General features: G+C 48.7%; 19 protein-coding genes. 16 read left to right on the top strand and 3 right to left on the bottom strand.

Annotated features, from left to right (window positions below; genetic code table 11):
- The first annotated feature begins 53 nt into the window (after window positions 1-53).
- From araA to LKI20_RS08940, 3 genes are all read left to right on the top strand, one after another.
- Window positions 54-1,574 carry an L-arabinose isomerase gene (gene araA, locus LKI20_RS08950; RefSeq protein ID WP_291772944.1) on the top strand — a complete coding sequence of 507 codons (1,521 nt, stop codon included), beginning with the start codon at window positions 54-56 and terminating at the stop codon, window positions 1,572-1,574.
- Between the two features lie 254 nt (window positions 1,575-1,828).
- A complete protein-coding gene (locus tag LKI20_RS08945) occupies window positions 1,829-2,677 on the top strand; it encodes an aldo/keto reductase (RefSeq protein WP_291772942.1) in 849 nt (282 codons plus the stop codon).
- A gap of 12 nt (window positions 2,678-2,689) precedes the next feature.
- Window positions 2,690-3,439: an HNH endonuclease family protein gene (locus tag LKI20_RS08940; protein ID WP_291772940.1), complete on the top strand. Its 750-nt coding sequence runs from the start codon at window positions 2,690-2,692 to the stop codon at window positions 3,437-3,439.
- Between the two features lie 59 nt (window positions 3,440-3,498).
- On the opposite strand, the gene LKI20_RS08935 is transcribed toward LKI20_RS08940, so the two are convergent.
- On the bottom strand, window positions 3,499-4,986 hold the full coding sequence (locus LKI20_RS08935; RefSeq protein ID WP_291773505.1) for an MDR family MFS transporter: 1,488 nt from the start codon (window positions 4,984-4,986) through the stop codon (window positions 3,499-3,501).
- Between the two features lie 419 nt (window positions 4,987-5,405).
- Between LKI20_RS08935 and LKI20_RS08930 the strand changes: the two genes are divergently transcribed.
- From LKI20_RS08930 to LKI20_RS08895, 8 genes are all read left to right on the top strand, one after another.
- Complete coding sequence (locus LKI20_RS08930; RefSeq protein ID WP_291772938.1) at window positions 5,406-6,695, top strand: sensor histidine kinase; 1,290 nt, start codon at window positions 5,406-5,408, stop codon at window positions 6,693-6,695.
- Between the two features lie 290 nt (window positions 6,696-6,985).
- Window positions 6,986-7,696: a response regulator transcription factor gene (locus LKI20_RS08925; protein WP_291772936.1), complete on the top strand. Its 711-nt coding sequence runs from the start codon at window positions 6,986-6,988 to the stop codon at window positions 7,694-7,696.
- 328 nt (window positions 7,697-8,024) lie between these two features.
- Window positions 8,025-9,155, top strand: a complete 1,131-nt coding sequence (locus LKI20_RS08920; protein ID WP_291772934.1) for a phosphate ABC transporter substrate-binding protein PstS — start codon at window positions 8,025-8,027, stop codon at window positions 9,153-9,155.
- 31 nt (window positions 9,156-9,186) lie between these two features.
- Window positions 9,187-9,333: a hypothetical protein gene (locus tag LKI20_RS08915; protein WP_291772932.1), complete on the top strand. Its 147-nt coding sequence runs from the start codon at window positions 9,187-9,189 to the stop codon at window positions 9,331-9,333.
- 10 nt (window positions 9,334-9,343) lie between these two features.
- Window positions 9,344-10,297: a phosphate ABC transporter permease subunit PstC gene (pstC, locus tag LKI20_RS08910; protein WP_291772930.1), complete on the top strand. Its 954-nt coding sequence runs from the start codon at window positions 9,344-9,346 to the stop codon at window positions 10,295-10,297.
- Between the two features lie 11 nt (window positions 10,298-10,308).
- Window positions 10,309-11,328 (top strand): phosphate ABC transporter permease PstA, encoded by a 1,020-nt coding sequence (pstA, locus tag LKI20_RS08905; RefSeq protein WP_291773503.1) that lies wholly within the window; start codon window positions 10,309-10,311, stop codon window positions 11,326-11,328.
- 37 nt (window positions 11,329-11,365) lie between these two features.
- Complete coding sequence (gene pstB / locus LKI20_RS08900) at window positions 11,366-12,145, top strand: phosphate ABC transporter ATP-binding protein PstB (RefSeq protein ID WP_291772928.1); 780 nt, start codon at window positions 11,366-11,368, stop codon at window positions 12,143-12,145.
- A gap of 329 nt (window positions 12,146-12,474) precedes the next feature.
- Window positions 12,475-13,875 carry an NCS2 family permease gene (locus tag LKI20_RS08895; RefSeq protein WP_291772926.1) on the top strand — a complete coding sequence of 467 codons (1,401 nt, stop codon included), beginning with the start codon at window positions 12,475-12,477 and terminating at the stop codon, window positions 13,873-13,875.
- Window positions 13,876-14,320: 445 nt separating this feature from the next.
- On the opposite strand, the gene LKI20_RS08890 is transcribed toward LKI20_RS08895, so the two are convergent.
- Both LKI20_RS08890 and trxA read right to left on the bottom strand, forming a co-directional pair.
- Window positions 14,321-15,367, bottom strand: coding sequence for a G5 domain-containing protein (locus tag LKI20_RS08890; protein WP_291773501.1), 1,047 nt, complete (start codon window positions 15,365-15,367; stop codon window positions 14,321-14,323).
- A gap of 193 nt (window positions 15,368-15,560) precedes the next feature.
- Window positions 15,561-15,902, bottom strand: coding sequence for a thioredoxin (trxA, locus tag LKI20_RS08885; protein WP_291772924.1), 342 nt, complete (start codon window positions 15,900-15,902; stop codon window positions 15,561-15,563).
- Window positions 15,903-16,169: 267 nt separating this feature from the next.
- On the opposite strand from trxA, the gene LKI20_RS08880 reads away from it, so the two are divergent.
- The 5 genes from LKI20_RS08880 to gcvH all read left to right on the top strand — a co-directional run bounded on the left by LKI20_RS08880 (window position 16,170) and on the right by gcvH (window position 21,064).
- The gene (locus tag LKI20_RS08880) at window positions 16,170-16,796 is read left to right on the top strand and encodes an NUDIX hydrolase family protein (protein WP_291772922.1); all 627 of its coding nucleotides are present in this window, start codon (window positions 16,170-16,172) and stop codon (window positions 16,794-16,796) included.
- 66 nt (window positions 16,797-16,862) lie between these two features.
- Window positions 16,863-17,714: an alpha/beta fold hydrolase gene (locus LKI20_RS08875; protein ID WP_291772920.1), complete on the top strand. Its 852-nt coding sequence runs from the start codon at window positions 16,863-16,865 to the stop codon at window positions 17,712-17,714.
- Window positions 17,715-17,749: 35 nt separating this feature from the next.
- Window positions 17,750-18,838 carry an NAD(+) diphosphatase gene (gene nudC, locus LKI20_RS08870; RefSeq protein WP_291773499.1) on the top strand — a complete coding sequence of 363 codons (1,089 nt, stop codon included), beginning with the start codon at window positions 17,750-17,752 and terminating at the stop codon, window positions 18,836-18,838.
- Window positions 18,839-18,949: 111 nt separating this feature from the next.
- Complete coding sequence (locus LKI20_RS08865; protein WP_291772918.1) at window positions 18,950-20,620, top strand: L,D-transpeptidase; 1,671 nt, start codon at window positions 18,950-18,952, stop codon at window positions 20,618-20,620.
- Between the two features lie 39 nt (window positions 20,621-20,659).
- Entirely contained in the window at window positions 20,660-21,064 is a 405-nt protein-coding gene (gene gcvH, locus LKI20_RS08860; RefSeq protein ID WP_291772916.1) for a glycine cleavage system protein GcvH, read from the top strand.
- Window positions 21,065-21,084: the final 20 nt, after the last annotated feature.

Below are 21,084 nucleotides of genomic sequence, written 5' to 3'. Positions count from 1 at the left end.
GGTAATACAGGAATATCACAGGACACAACACAACGAGGAGTGTGGTGAGCACAATGACTATGGAAAACCCCTTTGAAGGCAAGGAACTCTGGTTCGCTGTCGGTTCGCAGGATCTCTACGGCGAGGAGACGTTGCGGCAGGTGGCGCAACAATCCGCTGATATCGCGGATGCTTTGAATGCCTCTGGCAGCATCCCGGTGCGACTGGTATTGAAACCGACATTGAAGGACTCGGAATCAATCAAGAACTTCATGATCAAGGCTAATGCAGATTCCAAGGTGATTGGCGTTGTAGCGTGGATGCATACCTTCAGCCCAGCGAAGATGTGGATTCGTGGACTTGAGCAGTTGAAGAAGCCGCTGCTTCAGCTTAATACTCAACACCATCTTGAAATCCCTTGGGACACCATGGATATGGACTTCATGAATTTGAATCAGGCGGCACACGGTGATCGTGAGTTCGGATACATCGTGAGCAGATTGGGTATCGCGCGCAAGATTGTCGTCGGGCATTACAGTGATCCCGATGTTGCCGAGCGCATCGGAGTGTGGGCGCGCGCAGCAGCTGGATGGGATGCGGCCAATAATCTCAAGGTCGTTCGCTGGGGCGATAACATGCGTAACGTCGCAGTCACCGAAGGAGACAAGACCGAGGCTGAACGGGTATTCGGCGTATCCGTCAACACATGGCCGGTGAATGAGCTGGTCGCTGCCGTGGATGCGGTCAGTGAAGCACAGGTTGACGAGGTCATCGAACAGTACAAGGAACTCTATGATATAGCCCCAGAGCTGCTCGGTGAACGCAAGGAATCATTGCGTGTAGCGGCTCGCGAAGATGCGGGGATGCGTAACTTCCTGGATGAAGTTGGTGCAAAAGCCTGCGTTGATTCCTTCGAGGATCTCGGCGCTCTGCGCCAGCTCCCCGGAGTGGGTGCGCAACGCCTGATGGCCGATGGCTACGGTTTCTCTGCCGAAGGCGATTGGAAGACCTCTGTTTTGGTGCGTATTGGGGCAGTGATGGGCTATGGCTTGCCTGGTGGGGCCTCTCTTATGGAGGACTACTCCTACAACCTGGTTCCTGGCAAGGAGAAGATTCTCGGCGCCCACATGCTTGAGGTATCCCCATCACTGGTCTACGGTGATGCCCCGAAGCCACGGCTTGAAGTTCACCCACTCGGTATCGGAGGTAAGGAGGACCCTGTACGTCTAGTCTTCACTGCCACGCCAAAGAGAGATGCGGTTGTGGTGGCGATGAGCGATTTCCGTGAGCGTTTCCGTCTGGTGATGAATGTGGTCGATGTGGTCGAGCCTGATCACGATTTGCCTAATCTCCCTACAGCCCGCGCACTGTGGGAGCCGCGTCCGAATCTTAAAGTTTCGGCCCAATCTTGGCTGCTGGCTGGTGCTGCACACCATACCTGCATGACCACCTCGGTGGGTCGTGAGGCATGGGAGGATTTCGCACGCATAGCAAATGTTGAGTTGGCAACGATTGATGAGAACACCACTGCGGCCGGTTTTGAAAAGGATTTGCAACTCTCCGAGATATATCACCGTATGAACAACCAACACTGAGTATCTACGATAAGAGTCGGATGCCATCCTGTATCAGCCAGTACAAGAGTCGACGAGAATTGATATTCCGCCAATTGGTGTACCTCAGACCACAGCATATCTTAATAGTCACTATTGGGTAATAGCTACTGAGTAATCATTATGAGATAGCCACCGAGCCAATCAGCAATCCGGAATCGCACTCTTCTGCATCGCACTGTGGTACTTGTGAATGGGTACAGTGTTAGATGAAGTAACTGGTGAGAGAGGTGAGTATGAATTCGGTGGCTAATACCATCTTGGCGGATGGGATGCGCATCCCACAGATTGGTTTAGGTGTGCTTCGCGTGCCCGATGATAGAACGGGACCTGTGGTTAAATCAGCGTTGGATATCGGGTATCGTCATATCGATACTGCGGCGGGATACGACAACGAAGGTGGCGTGGGCGAAGCTCTCCAAACGAGTGGATTCAATGAAGGAGAGCAACGTAAATCGTTATGGATATCGACTAAACTCCGAGATTCCGAGCAAAGCTTCGATAAGGCTCTTCGCGCATTCGACAGACAGCTGTCTCTATTGCGCACCGATTACGTGGATATGTATATGATCCACTGGCCCACGCCTTTTGACTGGCGATCCGATGAAGTCTGGAAAGCATTCATGCGTTTGCGCAGCGAAGGCCGCGTGAGGAGTCTGGGAGTATGCAACTTCCTCCCGGATCATTTGGAACGACTATATAGAGAAACCGGTGAATATCCGAGTGTCAACCAAATCGAATTACACCCTACCTGGCAGCAGCGTGATGTTACTTCGTACTGTCTAGCGCATCACATCGCAGTAGAAGCATATTCCCCTATGGCCAGAGGTGCCGATCTACAGGCCGGCGATGGCACCATTGATCGCATCGCGCAGCGACATGGAGTCAGCCCAGCTCAAGTGATACTACGGTGGCATATAGAGAATGGCACCATCATCATCCCTAAATCAGTTCACCCTGATCGTCAGCGCGAGAATCTAGATCTTTTTAGATTCTGCCTTAGTACGGAAGAGCATGCTGAGATCACTGCATTGGATGGTCCTAATCGCTCTGGGCATGATCCTATGACCTTCTCTTACGCTTAGGGTCAGCTATATATGAAGCGTCGCAGCAACAGAAGATATTCGCCTGTCTCTTTCAGGGCGAGTTCACCGATGGAACGCATTCTTATCTTGGTGGTTATCGCTATCGTAGTGGGTGTCACTATTGGCGTATTACTACCAACATTTAATGACAATGTTGACTCAGTCACGGGTGGATATACAGCCACTGGCGATGCTGCTCAAACTTTAGAAACGCTATCCGTGAAGAATGATGATTATCGCACGACTGGCTATGATCGCGAGCTTTTTGGATATCGCAGTACAGATACTGATGGTAATGGCTGTGACATTCGCGAAGACATTCTTGCCAGAGATCTCAAAGAAATCAGATACTCCTCGAGTAAACCATGTCAAGTTCGTTCAGGGGTGTTGAACGATCCATATACGGGGAAAACTATCTATTTTCTTCGCGGTGTGCAAACCAGTCGTGATGTGCAGATTGATCATGTAGTGGCCTTAGAGAACGCCTGGCGTGCAGGTGCCAGTACTTGGCAACGTACTCAGCGCTATGCTTTTGGCAATGATCCATATAATTTACTGGCTGTGGATGGCGATGCAAATTCAGAAAAGGGGAGTTCATCTGCTGCCTACTGGCTACCAGAACAACGGAGTTATCGCTGTAATTATGTAGCTAGACAAATCGGTGTCAAGGCCAAGTATTCTTTGAGTGTGACGACGGTTGAGAAGAAAGCAATGATTGCCGTATTGCATTCTTGTCCTGGTCAAGCAGTGCCTAAACAATAAGCAACTCGCTTGACCATGCTAGATAACGTCGTTTGAATCGAGATGTATGATGCTGCGCTTTAGTGCATGTGTATAGAGGGACCATGCACAATATGCATTCGGTGTAGAGCGCGGCGTGTCATATCTCTGCCGCTACCAGCTCCGTCACCCTTAACGCCGAAGTAAATGAGTAGAGCCATTGCAAGGCAGATGACAGAAGAAACGCGCAGAGCCCACTGCACGCCGAAAATACTCGCTAAAACCTGAGCATTATCAGCATCTGCCAAAGTGTTGCGCCTCATAGTGGTAAATACCTCTAAGAGGATGACGAGCACAGGAGCACCCACGGCGCCAGCAATCTGACGGACAGTGTTAGTCACAGCAGATCCTGCAGAAAGTTCAGTGTTTTCAAGGCAGTTGAGCGACCACGTTGTTATTGGCATCAGTACAAAGCCCATTCCCACTTGGCGTAGGAATTGACATATTGAAATCCACCAAATCCACGTGTCTAGGCTCACTAAGCTCATACCCACTGTGCCAAGAAGCAATAACCAACTACCCGTTATAGCCACTGGACGAGCACCGAAACGATCCAGCGCTCTGCCACCGAAAAATTGAGCAATGGCCATACCAAAAGCTCCAGGTAGCATAATCAGCCCGCTCATAGTTGCTGAAAAGCCGCGATCTGTTTGGATATATAGCGGCATAATCACCATAATCGAGCTGAAGGCAAAGAATGAGAGAGCAGCGCATATTGTGCCAATAGTAAAGCGTTTATTTTTCAATACGCCGAGGTTCAATAGGGGATTTGTTTTGTGCAGCTGACGGATAACAAACCAGACAATTCCAACTAGACCGATAAGCATTGGCAACCATGTCATCACGCTGGTGATTGCGTAGCTCTCGATATTAGTGAATCCAAACATCAGACCACCGAAGCCGAAGATCGAGAGTCCTACAGAAAAGAAATCCGTGTTGATATGTTTATCTGGTTCGCTGAAGTTGCGTAAGCCAAGCACTGAACCCACCAAACAGGCAATGCCGAGGACAGCAAGAAGCAGGAAAATCGATCGCCAGCCAGAGAAATCTGTTTGCCAGCCACCCAAAGTTGGGCCGATAGCAGGGGCCACACTCATAGCAATGCCGACTGTGCCCATAGCTACTCCGCGCTTCGCCAAAGGATAGATCGAAAATACCGTTATCTGCAGTACGGGCCACATGACTCCTGTACCGATAGCTTCAAGTGTTCGTCCAAATAAAACCAGTATGAATGACTGCGATAACCAGCTGATTATCGAGCCCAATGTGAACACAGCCATTGAGGTAATCACAATTTGTCTGGTTGAGAATCGTTTAGTGAAAAAAGCTGTGAGGGGCACCATAACACCCATTACCAGCTGGAACACTGAAGTCAGCCACTGCCCTGTTGTCACTGAAATATGGAAATCAGAGATAATGGTAGGTAATGCACTGGTGAGCTGGAGTTGTGTGAAATTTCCTACGAAAGTTATGATTGTCAAAATGGCAATTGAAGTAAGAGCAGCATGAGAAAGTTTGCCGTTGACCATTGCTTCATCGCGACTTAACGCCGTTGACCTTGCCACCACAGCGATGCCCACCCATCTTCATAATCTCGTAATCGTCTGGCAAGTTTCTGCCAGGCAACCGATTTATTCTACGCCCCATCTCTTTGCTAAGAGATAATACTGAATTTGTGTTCCGAGGGGAATACTTCTCAGCCGATGATTATCACATACGAATAGGTGCACGGAACTTTGCCAGATACGCATAGGTATATACGAATGTTGGCATACTCTGTGACTGTGTACGCTCAGGCTAGGATAGTCGGCGAATGGTGGATTATCACAGTTGTTGCTTAATGGCAGTATTGTCGAATTGTGCAGAGCACAGCGGTGACGGTGGATCGAGTGATTAGTTGATCTATGGGCTTCAGCGTTAACTGTCGATTGATACAGGAAGAGACGTCATGAAGGTTGATTTGATGTGGCCGCAGATAGCATTGGCCGCTGTGATTGCGCTTGCAATTTGCATTATCTTAGGCAGAGCTTGTTACCTCATGGGCTATCGCAAGGAGCATCGCTTGTTTGAGGCTGCAAGACTTCCGCAGCATTCCATTTTTGATGATTCGGTGTCAGTAATTGAAGTAGAACAAGGTCTTATCGATGTTATGCCGGATGCTGTGTTGATTGTTAATGCTCAGGCTCAGATACGTTACTGCAGTCCAGGAGCAAGAGCATTAGGTCTGGTATCTGGAGATGATGTGGATTCTCCAGAAATCGTCGACATACTTTCGCGGTCTGTTTCGGATGGAGTGTTGAGAGAACGCGAGTTGGAGATTCCTGTCTCGAAAACTGCCATGAATGAAACTGGCAGCAAGAACAGTTACGAGAATGCCTCTGGTAAAGGTCTCAAAGCCGGAACGGCCATGCCTAGTGACAAGCTATTTCTTCGTATCAGAGCAGGAAAGATCGCTGAGGGATTGTACGCGGTGCTTATTCGCGATGTTAGCGAGCAGCGCAGTTTTGAACAGATGCGTCGTGATTTCGTTACCAATGTGTCTCACGAATTAAAAACCCCTGCGGGGGCAATTTCTTTGCTTGCAGAGACGGTTAACGATGCCGCAGATGATCCTGAAGCAGTGAAGTATTTTAGTTCGCGTATCTCCAAAGAGTCCGAACGTTTGACTGAGTTGGTTGGCAGACTTATCGATTTGCAGAAAGCTCAGGATGAAGAGCGTCGCCCTGACGATATTGAACAAGTTAATGTGCCCGATATGGTGCGTGAAGCAGCGAGCGAAAATCAAGTTCAGGCTGAGGCTAAACATATTGAATTGTATTTGGCAATCGATGGCAGACAGATAGATTTGGGTAACCCTTGGCCTTCTGGTTTGAGAGCAGAGCAGGTATTGGTCTCAGTAAATCGTGACGCTTTAAAAACTGCGGTGAAGAACCTGATTGAAAATGCTGTGCGATATTCTGCTGAGCATACACGAGTGGTAATCGGTGTTGCTGTGATCGACGAGTCAGTTATTCTTCGTGTGGTCGATCAAGGTATTGGTATTCCACAAGCGGCATTAGGCCGAATTTTTGAGCGCTTCTATCGTGTTGATCCGGCCCGATCTCGTGCTACCGGTGGCACAGGTCTTGGACTAAGCATTGTCAAACACTGTGTTGAGGATTGCGGAGGAACAATATCTGTATGGTCTCGTGAAGGAGAAGGATCTACTTTTACCATCACACTGCCCCTGTCGAAATGACGAGATAGGTGAGAGGCTGCATGCTTGATCAGACGCTTGACTGAGCATGTCATTACAAGGCTTTGCTGGTATGCACACCAAACATGGACTTAGCGGCGTGTTGAATGTTGATATGCTTTGTGGCAGAGGTCTGTATTGGGGTATACAACGATGCTAAGCATGAATATGGAGATGCTCTGCAGCTGGACGTTGGTTATGATAATGAGTTGAGTGGGCGAATGTCACCCGTTTGTTGGGTACCCAAAACTGACGACTCACACAACACACCCAAATAGAAGGAATGAATCTACATGACTCGCATTCTTATTGTCGAAGACGAGGAATCATATAGGGAACCTTTGGTGTATCAGCTCAATCGAGAAGGATATGACGTTTCTGCAGCAGCTACTGGTGAAGAGGGACTCGATATTTTCACCCGTGGCGGTATCGACTTAGTATTACTCGATTTGATGCTTCCTGGAATTGATGGGACAGCGCTTTGTAGAAGAATTCGAGAACAGTCACGTGTGCCCATCATCATGTTGACAGCTAAAAGTACAGAAATAGATAAAGTTGTTGGCCTTGAGCTTGGCGCAGATGATTATGTCACCAAGCCTTACTCTTTCAGAGAGCTACTGGCACGTATTCGAGCTGTATTACGCAGGAATAAGACCGCTGAATCGGATGACTCAGGTAATACGGGTGACGACACGCCTCTGATTTGTGGCAACATCTCGATGTTGGTTGGAGAGCATTCTGTGATGGTCAATGGGGAAAGCGTATTTTTCCCGCTCAAAGAATTCGAGCTGCTGGAATATCTGATGCAAAATAAGGGAAGAGTACTTACCAGACACCAACTTATCGATCGCATTTGGGGTTCAGATTATGTGGGGGATACCAAAACTCTTGATGTGCATGTCAAACGAGTTCGCTCAAAAATCGAAGAAGATACAGCACATCCACGATACTTGACCACCGTGCGTGGCTTGGGCTATAAGATTGACGATCCGAACGAAATCTAGTTCTTCGTTGATCACTGATAGCTCGAGACCGATCAACTGGAACTTTGCACGGTGTGCACATGGTGATGTGGGGCAAGCGGCGATGACTGCCCCCAGTTTGCTGTGTCTGTCACAAAGGTGTGTAACAAAGCAAGCGAAGAAATCAATCCCTGTTCATCTTCCGTTCACCATAATGGGCTGCTCTTGCTAAGAGTTGACCATAGAGTAGAAGCTGTCATGAATAACAGTGTGCCGTGTTGATGACATGTGCTGTCTAGGGATAGCACAAACACCAAAGAGAAAGACACACAGGCGGATTGCCGCCTATGGATGATAGAGGAAAGAACTTATGCGCAAGAATGTGTTGATCCGTTCCGTTGCTGCAGTTTCAGGCTTGGTGATGATGGCCTCGCTCGCAGCTTGCGGCGACAATACCAGCTCCACCGCAGAAGACACCAGCTCAAGTAGTGCCGCTGCCACAATCTCAGGCGAATTCGCCGGAGCAGGCGCTTCATCACAGCAAAGTGCTGTTGAAGCATGGCAGGCTGGATTCGAAGCCAAGCAGCCAGATGCAAAAATTTCATACGATCCATCAGGTTCAGGAGCAGGCGTAAGCACCTTCCTGACCGGTTCAACTGTCTGGGCAGGTTCTGATGCTGCATTGACTGCAGATCAGGTCTCCCAGTCCAAGTCCGTGTGCGCATCAGGAACCGCTTTTGACGTTCCTGTGTACATCTCTCCCATTGCTATCGTTTACAACCTGAAGACTGCTGGTCTGAACGGTGAGAGCAAGCACGTCAACCTTGATGGCGAGACCATCGCTAAGATTTTCGATGGCAAGATCACCAATTGGAATGATGATGCCATTAAGACACAAAACCCCAAGCTGGATCTCCCTGACCTCGCAATCACTGTGGTTCACCGCTCTGATAAATCCGGTACCACCAAGAACTTCCTGAGCTATGTCAAGGACACTGCCGGAAGCGCATGGGGCTACGATGTGGAAGAAACTTGGCCAAACCAAGTTGGTCAGGGTGCTAAGGGCACTTCAGGCGTAATCTCCACTGTCAGCCAGGCTGAGGGTACTATCGGATACGCCGATGCTTCACAGGTTGGTACCCTCGGCAGCGTCGCGGTCAAGGTTGGCGAAAAGTATGTCGCTTACTCCGCTGATGCAGCAGCCAAAGTTGTGGATGCATCACCAAAGGATGACACCGCAACCGAGAAGAACCGTGTAGTGATTAAGCTTGACCACAACACTACCGAGGCCGGCGCCTACCCAGTCGTGCTAGTTTCTTACGACATTGCTTGCCCTGCATATAAGGACACCAAGAATGCTGAGTTTGCCAAGCAGTGGCTGAGCTACGTGGTCAGCGAAGAAGGTCAAAAGACCGCCGCTGAGACAGCCGGAAGCGCTCCAATGTCCGACTCCTTGCGCACCGAGGTTATGAAGTCCATCGACGCCATATCCACCAAGTGAGAGCATAAAATCATCCGAGAAAGCAATTAGGATGTCAGACAACACCCGCGTCGCAGACGACAACAACATTCGTCTAGGCGCGGGTATTTGCCGAATAAAGACGCTTTCGAAGGATTTATTCCATTTGCATATTAAGGTAGATGACGTGAGACGGTTGCGCTCGGCATTACCCAAGTGAAGGAGAACGTGTGAGTTCGCAAACAGCAGTTGCCGAACACAGCAGTTCAGGCAAGACATCGGACAAGGTATTTAAAGGTATCGCTTATGGTGCAGGAATACTGATTCTTGTTGCCTTGGCATCCGTTACTTTGTTCCTACTCATGCGAGCATTGCCGATGATAACCGGCAATCAGCATCAGAATGAAGAAACCATTGCTTCTTTTACCGGTGGGCAAGCAACGAATTTCTTGCAATATGTCGGTCCATTGGTGTTCGGTACAGTTTTGGTCTCGGCTTTGGCATTGTTGTTAGCCTTCCCCGTGGCGGTCGGGATTGCTCTCTTCATCTCGCATTACGCTCCAAAGAAATTGTCAACAGCATTGAGTTATGTCGTTGATCTGTTAGCAGCAATTCCATCAGTGGTTTACGGACTGTGGGGCGGTCTTGTATTAGTACCGCATATCACAGGGTTTTGGACTTGGGTTGCAAAATACCTAGGCTGGATTCCTCTATTCAAAGGGCCTGTTGCTAATCCCTCTCGTACGGTTGCCACAGTGGCTGTGGTATTGGCTGTAATGATTCTGCCGATTATCACGTCTGTTGCTAGGGACATCTTCGTACAAACTCCGCGACTACAACAAGAAGCGGCTTTGGCAATGGGAGCAACAAAGTGGGAAATGATTAAGCTTGCTGTGCTGCCTTTTGGAAGGTCTGGAATTGTTTCGGCTTCAATGCTTGGACTGGGAAGAGCTTTGGGCGAGACCATGGCAGTATTGATGATTCTTTCGCCAGGGTTGAGCTACTCCTTCAATATTTTGCAAGCTTCGAAGAATCAAACTATTGCAGCTAATATTGCTGCACAATTCCCAGAGGCCAACGATTTGGGTGTATCCACATTAATTGCCACCGGTTTGGTGTTGTTCGTCATTACTTTTTTGGTGAATTACATCGCCCGTAGAATCACCGAGAAAGCGTCAGTCTGATGTCAGATATTATGTCTCCAAACAATACTGCGCCTGCTACCGGATCTGTGTCTGTGAACGACACCGCACCTTCGATTGATTTTGACAAGTTCAAACCGACCCGTTCGTATATAGCTTCACGCAAGCGTAAGGATGTCGGCATGAGGGTGCTCATCATCCTCGCGTTCTTTGTCGCACTTATTCCTCTTATTTCCCTCTTGTGGACGACTATTTCATCCGGTGTTGCTAGGTTGAACCTCAACTTTCTGAGTTTCAATATGTCAGGAGTTGTTGGTGGTAACCCCACACCGAGCGGTGGGTATGGCGGTATATTGCATGCCATCATGGGTACCTTACTCATTACTTTGGGTGCGATGGTCATTTCGATTCCTATTGGGTTGATGTGCGCTGTGTACCTAGTTGAATATTCCAATAATGGTAAACTCGCCAAATCTATAGCACTGCTAGTTGATGTGATGAGTGGCATCCCGTCGATTGTTGCTGGCCTTTTTGCTTTCTCTTTATTTGCGCTGATAGGTGGCCCAGGAACGGTTAATGGTTTCGTAGGCTCTGTAGCGTTGTCATTGCTGATGATCCCGACCGTGGTGAAGACCTCGGAAGAAATGTTGAAGATCGTGCCCGGAGATTTGCGCGAGGCAGCGTATGCTCTTGGGGTTACCAAGCAACGAACAATTACAAAAATTGTGCTTCGAACGGCTTTGCCAGGTATCGTCTCTGGTGTGATTCTGTCAATCGCGCGAGTAATTGGTGAAACCGCACCGCTATTGATTGCATCGGGTTTTATACCTTCAACGAATCTCAATCTGTTCAGTGGACGTATGACCACGCTTCCTGTCTATGTATACAACGAATATTCGCAAGGGCTAGCAACGTGTTCTGCGGCTGCTCTCAAAGCCAATCCTCCATGTCTTCCTGGTATAAGAATGGAGCGTGCGTGGGCTGCTGCTCTTGTACTCATTCTGATAGTGCTGATATTGAACCTTATTGGACGTTTGGTAGCGAAGGTTTTCGCGGTCAAAACACAAGACTGATGAACCAAGGCGCAAGGCTTGGAAAGGAAATAAACAAATGGGACAACGCATTGATGTCAACCATCTGAACGTGTACTACGGTGATTTTCTCGCTGTAGAAGACGTCAACATGGCGGTTGAACCAAACAAGGTGACTGCGTTCATCGGTCCGTCCGGCTGTGGAAAATCCACCGTGCTCAGGACATTGGATCGTATGCACGAAATCATTCCTGGTGCTTACGTCAAAGGAGAGGTACTGCTAGAAGGGCAGAACCTATATGCCTCTGATGTGGATCCAGTTTCTGTTCGCAGAGACGTAGGCATGGTGTTCCAGAGGGCAAATCCATTCCCTACGATGTCTATTCGCGACAATGTGCTCGCAGGTGTGCGACTCAATAATAAGAAGATCAAGCAATCTGATGCAGATGATTTGGTTGAATGGGCTTTGCGTGGTGCAAACCTCTGGGCTGAAGTCAAAGACAGGCTTGATAAACCAGGAATCGGCCTTTCTGGCGGTCAGCAGCAAAGGCTATGTATTGCTCGTGCGGTTGCCGTGCATCCACAGGTGTTACTCATGGATGAGCCCTGCTCAGCTCTTGATCCAATTTCAACTCTTGCGGTTGAGGATTTGATTAATGAGTTGAAGAAGGAATACACCATCGTCATCGTGACGCACAACATGCAGCAAGCGGCGCGTGTATCTGATTACACCGCATTCTTCAATCTGCGTGCAGTCGGCGAGCCTGGCCATCTGGTTGAGATGAACGACACCAATACTATATTCTCGAATCCGGAGCAGGAAGATACTGAACGTTACATTTCTGGTCGTTTCGGATGATCTATTGATCATTTCATAAGGAGGCGGGGTTACACAATCAGTGTGTACCCCGCCTCTTGTTGTTTTCAGTTGTAATGCCGTTTGTGTAGGGATTCTCATATATCGAGTCATATATTCTGACGCTATTTCGCCATATTGCAGTTTTTGTACTTGGAGTATCCCGGAAAATCCCTACACAATCGGATAATGCCTCTCTAGAGCTTGCTTTATGAGATAGTTCACGTTCCATGTAGAACACGAAACATACACAGGACCTATACAGGTGCTATGCTCTCCCTTGTTCAATCCATATCTAATCTGTGACAAATTCTGTAAGGGGAAAGAAGAGTATGGAGAAGTTCTTCAAATTAAAGGAGAACGGCACAACTGTCTCTACTGAAGTTGTGGCTGGTATTACGACGTTCTTTGCGATGGCTTACATCATCGTGGTGAACCCTGGCGTGCTTTCTAGCACTGGAATGCCTTGGGGTGCGGTATTCCTTGCAACTATTATTGCTGCAATTATCGGTACCCTCATTATGGGCTTGTTCGCCAACGTGCCATATGCTTTGGCACCAGGCATGGGTCTCAACGCCTTCTTTACTTTTACCGTGGTAAAGGGTCTCGGCTTCACATGGCAAGAAACACTGAGCATGGTGTTTATCTGTGGCATCATTAACATCATCATTACTGCAACGAAGTTGCGAAAAATGATTATCCGCTCGATTCCACCCATGTTGCAGCACGCAATTGGCGGCGGTATTGGTATTTTTATCGCCTATGTAGGTCTACTCAATGTTGGTATCATTCAGTTCAGTGCTGACAAGACTGCACCAGCAGGCGCAAATCCTGGTTTGACAACCTTCAATAAGCCGGCGGTCGTTCTGTTCCTTATCGGATTGCTGATCTCCATCTTCTTCTTGGTATTCAAGTTCAAGGGCAAATTGGCCTTCCTGAACAAGGGTGCCTTCGTGATTTCAATCGCAGTAACCACCATAATTGGTATTCCGTTGGGTGTGACTTCGCTTGCACAAACCACCGGACTTGGTGAGTCATTCAGCCAGCTTCCTCAGACTGTCCTTGCTATTTTCAGCAGCGATGGTTTCCCAGCGTTGTTCTCTGACCCTGCCAAACTACCGTTGGTACTGGTGACCATTTTTGCTTTCTCCCTCTCTGATACTTTCGACACTATTGGTACCTTCGTTGGTACTGGCCGACGTTCAGGAATCTTCTCAGCAGAAGATGAAAAGGAACTTGAATCCGGTAAGGGCTTTAGCTCAAAGATGGATAAGGCACTGTTTGCAGATGCAACAGCCACCTCAATTGGTTCTTTGCTGGGTACCTCGAACACTACGACCTATGTTGAGTCAGCTGCCGGTATCGCTGCGGGTGGGCGCACTGGTCTGACCTCTGTTGTGGTCTCCATCTGCTTCGCTATCAGTGCTGTACTAGCACCTGTAGTTTCTGCTATCCCATCAGCCGCTACTGCGCCAGTGCTAGTTCTTGTGGGCTGCATGATGTTGAGTTCTTTCAAGGAAATATCTTGGGACGACATCACATCTGCAATTCCTGCATTCTTTGCAGCAGTGTTTATGGCCTTCTCGTACTCCATCTCCTACGGCATCGCAGCTGGCTTCATCACCTACTGCCTGACCATGACCTTCAAGCGTAAGGCCAAGGAGGTTCACCCGATTATTTGGGGTGTTTCGGTACTGTTCGTTTTGGACTTCGTGCTGCAAGCCGTTATGTAATTCCTTACTCGGCTAAACGTTAATCTGTCTCGTCACTGCAGGTCTGCTGCGGTGACGAGATTTTTTTATCTCTAAAGTGCTAACGGATCCGTGGGGAGTGTGAATACCGGAGCCGCAGTTGATCGCTTGCTGACGGCTACTGATTTGTGACTCAGCATGCAGAATGGAACGCGGATGAAAGCGTAAGCTGGCAAGAAGGAGTGTGACCCTGCGCCACTTGCATCAGACTAGGAAATGCTTTGCGGCTTAAGGCGCAGTTATTGCTAGTGAGCATAGTTATACATGCAATTGCTACAGTGTGCGCACACTTGTAGATGACCCGTTCAAAGCAACAAATCCATTGCCAGTGGATGGATCATACCTTTATACACTCACACCATAACGAAGTACGCCTCCGTTTGCATCAAGCGGAGGCGTACTATACGCGTGAGCAACTGACAGCGATTTAATACCAACCGGTGCTTTGAGAATGCGCCCATGCACCACATGGGGTGCTGTATCGGCCGGCGATGTATCCGAGTCCCCAAGTGATTTGTGTAGCAGGATTGGTTGCCCAGTCCGCGCCTGCAGAAGCCATTTTGCTACCTGGCAAGGATTGAGGGATGCCATATGCGCCCGAAGGATTCGCAGCATTCGTTCGCCAACCAGACTCTCTGTTCCAAAGCTGTACGAGGCAGGTGAAGTCGTTCTCGCTCCAACCGCGGGAAAGAACCATTTGATGTGCGATGCTTTGAGACTCTCCAACTGGAGCAGTTGACGTTGCTGACACAGTGGTTGAGGATGACGACGATGATGACGATGATGAGGAGCTTGACGATGCAGCTACTCCGGTGCCAATAAGCACAATTTTGTTAGTGGGTGCCGTTTTTACATAGGAGGCAAACACGTTGCTTGAAGTATTTTTACCGCCCACAACTGTGACCAGGCTCGTGGTTACCATAACGCCGGCTTTTCCTTCGGTTTTTACCTTAGTAGTGCCGGTGGGGAGGCTGCTGGTTTTCTCTTCTATCGTGTTAAATGCAATGTCTGACTCAGAGGTTTGAATTTTAGAGTCAGAACTTGAAATGGTGATGACTGTGGATTCAGTGACTGTCGAATCTAATGATGGTGTAACTGTGTCATCTGGGTTCAGGGTGATATCACCGGCCTCAAGCACGGATTTCACGGTGGTGAAATTATCACCAAGCACAATTTTGGATTTTCCGTTGACTTGAACTTTGACATATGAGGTGCTGGATGCGCCGTCTCCCTGACCTTGGTCTAGCGCTTTACGCACGCTGTCTCGAGAGACTGTAAGTCCCTGAGTCTGTGTTGCTGAGTATTCAGTGACCTGACCAGCGCTTGCCTTCTGGGTTTCGCCGTAAAAGTCGCGCGAGAACAACCCCACGCAGACCAGCATCACTAGTGACAGGGATCCTGCCACAAGTCTTGTCCATTGACGCTTCGTCAGAGCCGCAAACAGTGAAACGTGTTTCTTGCGGTGACTCGCCATCATTCTCCTCAGTGTCGATCTACAGATCCTCAGCGAAGCGGGTGCGCATCATTGCTCGCGCAGTACTGTCTTATTCCCTATCGGGTACCGCATACCCGCCGCTGGTAATTCACAACCCCTCCATAATAACGCATACTATGAGGAATTCCAGTTGTGTTCATTACATGAGAATGTTCAGCTTGTTACGGACAACCTAATGCTGTGCAGGAGGGACATCTGCCTTCTTCGCCTGATCGATGAGATTGTCCAAATCAGAGGCTCTGAGAGCGCCTGCTTGCTTAAAGATAATCTGCCCATTCTTGGTGACTAAGAGCGTTGGTACGGCTTGAATATCTGCGGCAGCAGCTAGCTCTTGATTTTGGTCAATATCAACTTTTCCAAACACGATGTCTGAGTTCTTTTCTGAAGCTTTGTCGAAAATTGGGCCAAAAGCCTTGCAAGGACCACACCACGTAGCCCAGAAATCAACGAAAACTAGTTCATTGTCTTCAATCGTGCTATTGAACGTCTGAGAAGAAAGTGACTGTGTGGCCATGTGAGCTCCTTATTACACTTGGTTTGTGAGGTAATCATAACCTTGCAGCATCCAAGTAAATCGAGAAAAGTGTTGTCACAGAACACTACAACCACGATGGCCTCTTCATTCCTATTTTTATTCAAGCTCAGCTCTCGGCGCATATCAGCGAGATATCGCTTCGACAAGATTGCTCACAGTTACTGTCGACTCTGATTTTACGGATGTGACGAATCTCATGACGGGTTTGTAACCTAGTCATTCAATATCTTGGGCAATAATGGATGTATGCGAGTGCTGAATGATGAAGTGCCAGACGACGATGATTTTGATGCCGGACGTAGTCGGGGAGAATTCGATAACATCACGCCCGAAGATTTCGTGCGCGGATCGGGGAGTAATCCTCCAGGCTGGCTTGGACCCGCCGATATCGATAGAGCTCGGCACCAACTACCGATAGCCTACGTAGAGATTGTGCCTGTACGCAGTGATGAACTTGGCAGAATCGTTCAGATTGGTTCGCTTCTCAGAATGTGTGAAGATGGTGCGATTGAGCGAACATTGATAACTGGACGTGTGCTCTTCCACGAGTCTTTGCGCGAAGCGATAGCAAGAAATGTTGCCAAAGATCTCGGTGAGCTTGCGTTGCCGATGATTCCATCGAGTTTGCAGCCATTCACAGTCGCCGAATTCTTCCCAACCCCTGGGGTATCTGAATTTCATGATCCCCGTCAACATGCCATTTCTCTGTGCTATGTAATTCCGGTAGCGGGGGATTGCAAGCCCGAAGATGAAACGCTAGACGTAGAGTGGGTAAGTCCAAGCAGCCCAATTCTTGAAGAGTTTATTAAGCAGATGCCCGACGGTCATGGCAAGTTGTTGCAGCGTGCATTATCTTGGGCTGGACTCTCCTGAGAACTGGTATTGGCACAACGTTTGCTTGAACAACAGCGAGAAGGGTCACCATCGATGAAGCATGATATGACGATAATTAACACGGTATTGTCCCAAGGTTCTGGAACGCCTTTAGTGTTGTTGCACGCATTTCCAGTCGATCATCGTATGTGGGAAGAATGCGCACAATTCATCAGTATGAAGGCCACTGAAGAAGGTCTAGATGCGGTGACGATTTTTGCGCCTGATATGCCTGGTGCCGGTGATTGCCCTGTGCCTGATGCCCAGATTTCTGGTGCTCAAGCACAAGACGGCGCATATCTTGAGGCGCTTGATCGTATGGCAGACGCCTTCGTTGCAAAACTCCGCGAGCAAGGCTATCAACAAGCAGTCTGGGTCGGACTGTCAATGGGGGGTTATTTGGCACTGGCGATACAACGCCTGCATCCTGATGCTGTGGCAGGCATAGCGCTATGCGATACCAAAGCCGATGCTGATTCCGTACATGGCAGGAAGCATCGTATTGAAGTTGCTGACAGATGTGTTCGCGAAGAAAGCGTTAACCCTGTAATGAATTTTGCTCAAGCTCAGCAGGGAGATTCCGATGTGAAGAAATCTCAACGGATTGTGGATATGTTCAGCCAGTGGATCAGCACTCAATCGCCTCAGGGTATTGCTTGGCGCGAACGTATGGCTGCGGGCCGCCCAGACCAAAGTGAGCAGCTGGAGTTGATTAATACTCCTGCTTTGGTACTCAGTGGTGATTTAGATCCATCCAGTCCACCAACTGTGATGCGTCCTCTGGCGCAGATGATGTCGCAATCAGAGGTGGAATTCGTTGAGCTGCCTAATTGTGGGCATTTTAGTGCCGTGGAGTATCCGCAGGAAGTGGCACAAGCGCTGTTGCGACTGGTGCAGAGAGTCAGGGCGGCACAGTGAACGTTTCTAGCGCTCGCGGTCAATCTCATGATCCGATTGCGTCATTTTCTCCATTAGCGTTGACGCAAGCACTCCCATTTTTGCCGCTGTCCCAGTCCAAAGTTGATTATCGCGTGGACAGCAGATCACAACCTGATCTCATAGATACCTTGCTGAAGAAATCATCTACCAGAGTGTTTCTCGTCAAAGACGGTTTACTCGCAGTGCCGCGTGGACAGGGAGAACCTGTTGATTATGAGTCTGTGCACATGCGCCTGGCGTATTTCCCCGGAGAATATCTGAGCGAAACAGTAACAGATAACCCACGTATCAATGCTTACTTTCTTGGTAGTGACCCTATTCCCAGCGGACAGGCTCATGACTATGTTGCCCTCGACATCACCAGAGCGCATGAGGATTCAACTCCACCAGATGCGGCACACGTGGGTGCTGATGATGCTTTTGGTCCTGACCATAATTCAGAGGATGACCTCATCAATGCTGACGCTTTGCAACGAGCAGAACGGCAGCTTGATTGGGTGGGATTGCGAGGTTTTGCTCCGCATTGCTCGGCGTTAGAGGCAGGCTTGGCAACCAGTGCGTCCACATTGTGTATGTGGCATATATCACAACGATTTTGCCCGCGATGTGGTGCAGCTACCAGTTGTGCTCATGCGGGGTGGGCACAGCGATGCAGTAACCCTCAAGATGGACAGCGTTTGCTATTTCCAAGGATTGAGCCCGCAGCAATCACTTCGATAGTCGATGCCAGCAATCGTTTGTTAATTCAGAGGAATGCCGCTTGGTCTGAAAATTTCTATTCCGTCTCTGCCGGTTTTGTTGAAGCTGGAGAAAATCTTGAGCATGCAGCACGGCGAGAAGCCTTTGAAGAAACGGGTATACGAGTAGGCGAATTGAAATATCTGGGTTCACAACCTTGGCCTTTTCCTTCGTCACTTATGGTCGCGTTCAAAGGGCAGGCGTTGAGCTCTCAAATTGATGTTGATGGCGATGAAACATTGGACGCGATGTGGGTGAGCAAAAATGAATATATGACATCACTGACTAACGGATCGATTCTTGTTCCAAGCAAGGCAACCATCGCACGGTACATGATCGAAGAGTGGCTAGGATACACACTCTAAAACAGTTAATGTGAATACACTGCTCGAATGTGGTTTGAGGTTGCCCATACTCGGTCGTTAACCCATGCTAATCGCGTATAGTATGGACGGTCAGTTGAGGAAAGGTCGCTTATGTCCGACGGCAAGCATGCGGATGACGAAACTTCGTTGCTGTTCCCAAACGAGGGAGCGCACGGAGAGCAGCAGCGTAGGTCTGTTGATTCATATATGGATTCATCAGATTCCGGCGAGTCTACGGTCCGTTTCTTCCCCTTGGATGTTCCCAAGCCTCCAACAGCCGGTGGTTTTGGAATGTCAGATGGCAATTCTGGACTAGAGGCATTAACACCGGTTGAGAAACACCGCTATAAAGGATTAATCATCAGTGCAGTGGTGTTCATTGCGCTTATCGCAGCACTTGTAGGTGGCTTCTTTGCTGCGCGCGCATATTTCAGTGATAAAGCAGCCCCAGGCGTGACCGTGGGCGGTCAAAGTGTGACAGGTCAGGATGAGAGTGCTCTGAGAACAACTGTGAACGCAGCATACTCGTCTTCCAAGGTGCATATTACCGACGCGAATGGTAAGACTCTGAGTGCTAGCCTCAGCGATCTTGGTGTCACGCTTGACGTCAACACTACGGTGAGTAATGTGCTCAATGCCAAGTCCTCCGAAATGGTTGGACAGGTGAACCCTTTCAACACCACTTCAGTAGCGCTGACTCTTAAAACTGATGACAGCAAAATGACGGATTTTCTGACCAGCAAGCTGGTAGATGAATCTCAACAAGCTCGCGCAGCAAGCGTTGAATACGATTCGGCGAGCAATACTTTTGTAGCCAAGTCTGGCGCTGATGGTCAAACGCCGGAGATTTCTACGGTCAAGGCTGCCGTAAGCAAGCTTGCCGATGACCCAGGCACATCTGAGTCAGCAGCAGTCACATATAGCGAGGTCAAAGCTCCGATAACTGAACAGACAGCCACTCAGGTTGCTCAAGATGCTAACGCCCGTCTGCAACAGGCCATTGTTATTAATAACGGTGAGGGAAAATCATTTACGGTGCCCGCGAAGGAAGTCGCAACCTGGATGAGTTTCTCAAACAACCTTGATAATGGCAGCATCTCCATCGTTGTCAACCAAGACGCCGCCAAAACATATCTTCAACAAGAGCTTCCCACTGCTCTGAACCAAGATGCTGTTGTTGAGAAAAATATTAAAAATAGCCAGGGTACTGTCTTAGCTGTGACCACCAAAGGTGTAAATGGAGTGGCAGTAAAAGATACTGACGTTACTGCTCAGGAAGTGGTTAACAACCTCAATGCAGGACAGTCTGCAACTATCAAAGCTCAATCTGATGTAACAAAATACACCACCACATCAACCGTAGCTCAGTACGATATTCCCAACGGAGATATGTGGATTCAAGTAGATCGTTCACAACAAAAGGTCACTGTTTATAAAGGCACAACAGTAGTTAAAACCTTTAACGTAGTTACCGGTAAAAATGGTGATCGCGAATCTGATCCTGGCACCTTTTTCATTAACATCAAATATGAAACGCAGGATATGCGAGGTGCTGACTATCTGTCCAAGGGAGTGAAGTGGATCAGTTACTACAACGGTGGTGAAGGCTTCCACGCTGCTCCATGGAATCTGACTGCTATTGCTAAAGGTGATCCTGTGAATTATGGTTCCCACGGTTGTATCAATATGATTCCTGCAGAGGCTCAGTGGATTTATCAGAATGCTCCTGTCGGTACCATGGTCAAGGTTATTGGGGCACAACCTACAGCAGCTGTGCGCTAATTATTCTCGCTGTAGCGATATAACGGTATTCTTGAGGCTATGAGTGATAACGACAGCAAACAAAGCCCCAGTTTGGATGTTCCAGAGCATCTTCAATACTCGCAGGATCATGTGTGGATTGACACCTCATCATCTCCTGCGGTCATTGGTATCACCGAATATGCGGCCTCTGAGCTCGGCGATTTAGTCTTTCTTGATCTTCCTGAAACAGGCGGCAAGATTGAGGCCGGCGATGAGGTAGTCGAGTTAGAGTCGTCAAAAGCGGTTGAACCTTTGGTCTCTCCGGTATCAGGAACTGTTGCTTATGTAAATCGTGATGCTGCTGAAGATCCGAGCGTTATCAACAATGATCCTTATGGTGAGGGTTGGATTTTGAAAGTCGAGCTCGATGACGATGAGCCAGAACTGCTGAGCGCAGAGGACTACGCCAAAATCATTCATTGATCGCAAACGGTAAGAACGCT

The organism is Bifidobacterium sp. (assembly GCF_022647885.1).
Lineage (GTDB): Bacteria > Actinomycetota > Actinomycetes > Actinomycetales > Bifidobacteriaceae > Bombiscardovia.
The sequence above is the reverse complement of the archived record's forward strand: the minus strand, read 5'-3'. Positions and strand labels throughout refer to the sequence as shown.